Genomic DNA, 5568 nt, shown 5'->3' with positions numbered 1-5568 from the left:
ACCCCGCCCCCACACCTCCCCCGACTTCTCCCCCCCCCCCCCCCCCGTGCAGGACCCCCCCCCCCCCCCCCCCCCCCCCCCCCCCCGCGCCGGTGTTCGGGCGCGTTCAGCGTTTGTCTACCGGGGGGCGCCAAGGTCAACATGCAAGGCGCGCTCGTACGTATGCGCGCGCCGGTACGGCTAGAGAAGGGCTCACGGGGATGACGACAGCAGCGATGTCGAAGACGAAGGCAGGGGCGAAGGCGGGGGTCGCGCGCCGGCTGGCCGGCGTACTGGCGGCGGGCGTGGTGGCGCTCGCCGGGACGGTCGTGGGCGCGGGCAGCGCGCAGGCCGCGTACGACCCGGCGACCCACACCATGTGGAACGACGAACCCCTGTACAAGGGCTGGCACATCGACGCCGGCGATGTGCGGCTGATCATGCAGAACGACGGGAACCTGGTCCTCTACCGGGGGTTCAGCAATCCCGCGACGCAGACCGCCAAGTGGGCGAGCAACACCGTCGGCTGCGGCGAGAAGGCGGTCATGCAGTCCGACGGGAACCTGGTCGTCTACGGCCGCGACGGGCGGCAGGTCTGCTTTGCCCTCAACACATTCAAGCGCGAGCACGCGAATGCATGCCTCGTTGTGGAAGCCATCGGATTCACCGTCTTCAACACCAACGAGTCCTGCCCGCAGGCCAGCCGGAACCGGGAGCAGTGGAACACCGTCTGGTACTCGGACGCCTACTGACGGCCTGCCGACGGTCTACTGGCGGGCCGTCCGCGCCACAAGCCCCGCCACCGACCACTGCGGGCGCGCCGCGAGACGGGTCGCCGCCGCCCGCAGGTGCAGGGGCAGGTGCCCGCAGAGCGCGGCCAGTTCACCCACCGCCCCGGGCTCCTCCCGTACCCGGTCCGCGCCCGCGACCCGCGCGAGCAGCTCGTACGCGTCGGCCGGGTCCAAGGGGCCGACGCGGATGTGCGCCGCGCCCCCGGGCAGCGCGTCCGCAGCCGCCCCGGTCAGTACGGCCGCGCAGCCGGCGGTGGCGGGCAGCAGCGGCTCGGGGCGGGCCACCCCGTCGAGCAGCACCAGTACGCGCCGCCCCGCGAGGGTGGCGCGGAAGCGCCGGGACAGTTCGTCGGTGTCGGCGGCCTCGGGCGGCCGCTCGCCCAGTGCCCGCAGGAACGCGGCGAGTACGGCACGCGGCTCGGCCGGCCTGTCGGCGTCGGCCGCCCCGCCGTCCCGCAGAGCGTCCCCGCCGGCGTACAGCTGGCCGTCCGGGTAGGCGTCCTGGACCGCATGGGCCAGGTGCACGGCGAACGCCGAGGTGCCGCTGCCGCGGGCGCCCGACAGCACCAGGACCGGGGAGGTGTCCGGCTGCCGCAGCAGGCCCTCGGCCTCCCGCAGTTCGGCGCCCCGGCCCACCCAGTCCGGAATGTCCGGCGGCAGCTGGCAGGGGCGCGCCGGGCGGCGGCGCTGCACCGGGACCGCGGGTGCGGTCAGGGCGGGGTCGCCGTCCCGGATGCGGGTGTGCAGTTCCATCATCGCGGGGGCCGGTTCCAGCCCCAGTTCCCGGTCGAGACGCTCCCGCAGCGCGTCGAAGGCGGCGAGCGCCTCGGCCGTCCGCCCGCCGCGGTGCAGGGCCAGCACGTAGAGCCGCTGCACCTCCTCGTCGTGCGGGTTCTGCGAGGCCAGGGCGGCCAGTTCGGGGAGCAGCTCCGCATGGCGCCCCAGGGTGAGTTCGATGTCGAGCAGCGTCTTCGTGACCGCGTGCCGGCCCGCCGCGAGCCGCAGGCGGGCGCGCTCGGCGAGTACGCCGGGCACCCCTTCGAGCGCCGGCCCGCGCCACCGACCGAGGGCCTCGCGGAGCAGCACGCGGGCCCGTACCGGATCCTCGTGGCGCAGCGCGGCCGACTCCAGCACCGCGGCGTCGTAGTGGAAGAGATCGACGGCGCTCCGGTCCACGTTGAGCCGGTATCCACCCGATTCGGCGACCAGCACCGCACCGCCCGGGTCCCCGGGCGCGGCCATGGCCCGGCGCAGCCGGTGGGTGTGCGTGCTCAGCTGGCCCACGGGGTCCTTCGGCCACCGGGAGTCGTCCTCGCCCCAGAGCCCGTCGATCAGCTGCCCGAGCGGGACGAGCTGCCCGGGAGCGAGCAGCAGCGCGGCGAGCACGGCGCGCTGCTGCGGGCGCCCGAGGTCGATCTCGCGGCCGTCACGCCAGCCGCGCAGTGGACCGAGCACGCAGAATTCGAGCCCCATACCCATGCCGCCCCCGCCCATGAGCCCAGTGCACAATTGCGACAGATGATAGGTGACGGGGGGAGCGCCGCCTTCGTCGCGCATTGCCGTACCGCCGTCCGCAGACGGCAGGACCCGCGGGATGGGGATCCCGCGGGGCTTGCGGCAGTACGCGTCGGACGGGGGCGCGGGGCATGAGAACTGGGGGAAGGACCATGGGGGAATCCGCGCTGCGCTTCAGCCTGCTCGGACCGTTGCGGGCCTGGTACGGGGACGAAGAGGTCGATCTGGGCCGGCCCCAGCAGCGGGCCGTGCTGGCCGTGCTGCTGACGGCCGCGGGGCGTACGGTCGCCACCGCGGTCCTCGCGGAGGGGGTGTGGGGCGGCGCCCCGCCCTCCGAACCGCGCAAGGCCGTGCAGCTGCACGTGTCCCGGCTGCGGGCCGCCTTCAAGGCGCGTATCGGGGCGCAGCGCGCGGCGGAGCTGCTGGTCCGCGTGGGCGACGGCTACGCGCTGGCGGCTCCCGACGCCGAGGTGGACGTCGTGGTCTGGGACCGGCTGCTCGCCGAGGCCGAGCGGCTGCGCGATCAGGGCGCCGCTGCGGACGGGATACGGGAGGTGCTGCTGCGGGCGCACCGGCTGTGGGACGGGGAGCCGCTGGCCGGCCTCGCCGGGCCGCATGCGGAGTCGGTACGGGCCCGGCTGCTGGAGCAGTGGCTCTCCGCCAAGGAGCTCCAGCTGGAGATGGACGTGGAGCTGGGCGACCGTACGGACCTGACGGCGGAGGCCGCCTCGCTCGCGCTGGAGCACCCGGGGCGGTCCCGGCTCACCGCCGTCCTCATGCGGGCCCTCTACCAGGCGGGGCGCAAGGCCGAGGCCCTCGCCGTGTACGAGGAGGCCCGCCGGTCGCTGCCGCGGGAGACACCCGAAGCCGAAGCGGGACCGGGCTCCGGCACCGGCACCGGCCGCGCCGACGGCGCGAACCGCGCCGACGGACCCGCCGCGCTGCACCTGCGGATCCTGCGCGAGGACCCCGCACTGCTGTCCCTCTCCGCCGCCCGCGCGGAGTCCCCCGCCTGGCAGGCACCGCACCAGCTCCCCGCCGGGCTCGCCGACTTCACCGGCCGGGAATCCGCCGTAGAGACGCTGGTGGACCGCCTCGTGGGCGGCGGCGGACGCGCGGTGGTCGTCTCCGCGCTGGACGGCATGGGCGGCGTCGGCAAGACGACGCTCGCGGTGCACGTGGCCCGTCGGGTCCACGAGCGCTTCCCGGACGGCCAGCTCTTCGCGGACCTGCGCGGCGCCGACCGCACCCCCCTGGACCCCGGCCCGGCGCTCGCCGGATTCCTGCGGGCGCTGGGAGTCGCCGCGGCCGAGATCCCGCTGGACCTGGGGGAGCGTTCCGCCCTGTACCGCTCGGCCCTCGCGGGCCGCAAGGTGCTCGTCGTACTCGACAACGCTGTCGGTCCGGACCAGGTGAAACCCCTGCTCCCGGGCTCCGCCGGCTGCGCCGTCCTCATCACCAGCCGCACCCGCCTCACCGGCCTCTCGGGGGCCCACCAGATGCGTCTGGAGACCCTCTCCGAGGACGAGGCGCTGGAACTGTTCACCCGGATCGCGGGAGCCGCACGGGTGGCCGCCGAGCCCGGCCTCGCCGAGGAGATCGTGGTGGCCTGCGGGCTGCTGCCGCTCGCCGTCAGGATCGTCGCGTCCCGGCTCGCCGCGGACCCCGCGCTCAGCCTGGCGGCACTCGCCGAGGCACTGCGCGACCAGCGCCGGCTGACCGAACTGGACGACGGGAAGCGCACGGTGGAGGCCACCTTCGCCCTCTCCTACCACCGGCTCGGCCCGGACCTCGCCCGCGCCTTCCGGCTGATGGCCCTGCCCGACGCGCCGGACATCTCGCTGCCCTGCGCCGCGGCGCTGCTCGACCGGTCCGAGGCGGACGCCGACGAGCTGCTCGAAGCACTCGTCGATCTGAACCTGCTGCACTCCCCGCAGTTCGAGCGGTACGGCTTCCACGATCTGGTCCGCGACTACGCCCGCGACCGGCTCGCCGCCGAGGAACCCGCCGGGGAGCGCACGGCGGCCGCCGACCGGCTGGTCGACTTCTGCCTGGCCACCGCGCGCAACGCCGACCTCGCCGCTCGCTCCGTCGACCCGGTGGAGCAGAGCCTCCTCGACGCACCGGTCGCCTCCCCCGGCCGCCCCGTGGCCGATTCGGCCGAGGCGGTGAGCTGGATGCGCGAACAGGCCGGCGTGCACGCCGCGGCCATCCACCTGAGCTGCGCCGATCCGGCTCTGCCACTGGACCGTGCCGCCGAACTCGCCGACAAGATGGGGTCGGTGCTGTTCGAGCGGGCCCAGACGACGATCATCGCCGACCTGGCCGAGCTCATCGCCGACCAGGCGGCGGCCCGGGGTGACGACGGCCCCGAGGCCCTCGCCCGGCATGTGCGCGGCATCATGCTCTGGCACGTCAACCGGTACGAGGAGTCCGAGCGGGAGATCGGCCGGGCGGTCGCCCTGTGCGAGGGCGTCGACGACGGTCCCGTCGTACGCGTACGGGCCAAGGCGCTGCTCGCCCTGGGCAGCAACCTCCGTATCCGCGGGCGGTACGCCGAAGCCGCCGCGTACGCGGGCAGCGCGGCCGAGCTCTTCCGCCGGGTGGGAGCGGAGCGCGCGGAGGGCAGCGCCCTGGGGGAGTTCGCGTTCTGCTGCGCCCAGACAGGACGCGTCGAGGAGGGCAGGGCCGCGGCCGAGCGCGGCGCCCGCCTGATGGACGGGTCGGGCCCGGTGTCGGCCGCGACCGGACGCTACTACCTGGCCCGGGTGTTGCGGCTGTGCGGCGATCCGGAGGCGGCCCTGGCCCACGCGGTGCGCGCCCGTGAGGAGTTCGCGGGCCTCCGGGTGACGGTGTTCGAGGCGGCGGCGGGAGATCTGGTGGCCCGTATCCACGCCGAGGCGGGGCGCTGGCTGCTCGCCGCCGAGGCCGCCGAGGCGGTGCTGCCGCTCGCCGGACGCACCAGCGCGGCGCTGGAGGCCGCGCTCCTGCGCACGCTCGGGACGGTGCACACCGGCCTCTGCAGGCCGCGCCAGGCACGTGCCTGCCTCGCTGACGCGCTGGCCGTCTACGAGCGGCTGGGCCTCGGGGACGACGTCCGGGAGACGCGGGCCCAGCTGGACGCGCTTCCGCAGCCGTAGCGGGCGGGCGGGCGGGGGGGGGGGGGGGGGGGGGGGGGGGGGGGGGGGGGTGGGGATGGGGGGGGGGGGGAGGGTGAGGGGGGGGACAAGCAAGCGGAAGTGGTTTTCTTTCGTCCCGACCCCTAGTCGAAAAACATCCAGTC

3 protein-coding genes are annotated in these 5568 nt (G+C 75.5%); 2 read left to right on the top strand and 1 reads right to left on the bottom strand.

Going from position 1 to position 5568, the window contains the following annotated elements; genetic code table 11:
- The first annotated feature begins 200 nt into the window (after positions 1–200).
- Entirely contained in the window at positions 201–731 is a 531-nt protein-coding gene (locus tag ACZ7GJ_RS32795) for a hypothetical protein (protein WP_470756834.1), read from the top strand.
- A 15-nt stretch (positions 732–746) separates the two neighbouring features.
- Here the strand turns inward: ACZ7GJ_RS32795 and ACZ7GJ_RS32790 are convergent, their stop codons facing one another.
- The gene (locus ACZ7GJ_RS32790) at positions 747–2243 is read right to left on the bottom strand and encodes an AfsR/SARP family transcriptional regulator (RefSeq protein ID WP_470756832.1); all 1497 of its coding nucleotides are present in this window, start codon (positions 2241–2243) and stop codon (positions 747–749) included.
- 194 nt (positions 2244–2437) lie between these two features.
- Between ACZ7GJ_RS32790 and ACZ7GJ_RS32785 the strand changes: the two genes are divergently transcribed.
- Positions 2438–5425 carry an AfsR/SARP family transcriptional regulator gene (locus ACZ7GJ_RS32785; RefSeq protein WP_470756830.1) on the top strand — a complete coding sequence of 996 codons (2988 nt, stop codon included), beginning with the start codon at positions 2438–2440 and terminating at the stop codon, positions 5423–5425.
- Positions 5426–5568 lie beyond the last annotated feature (143 nt).

This window comes from Streptomyces sp. NPDC037242 (assembly GCF_055604165.1).
Note: the sequence above shows the minus strand (reverse complement) of the source record. Positions and strands in the feature narration are given on the sequence as shown.

What these genes read in the sequence shown, in the direction of transcription:
- ACZ7GJ_RS32790 (WP_470756832.1), bottom strand. Translation starts at nt 2,243, where the DNA reads ATGGGGCTCGAATTCTGCGTGCTCGGTCCACTGCGCGGCTGGCGTGAC.
- ACZ7GJ_RS32785 (WP_470756830.1), top strand. Translation starts at nt 2,438, where the DNA reads ATGGGGGAATCCGCGCTGCGCTTCAGCCTGCTCGGACCGTTGCGGGCC.
- ACZ7GJ_RS32795 (WP_470756834.1), top strand. Translation starts at nt 201, where the DNA reads ATGACGACAGCAGCGATGTCGAAGACGAAGGCAGGGGCGAAGGCGGGG.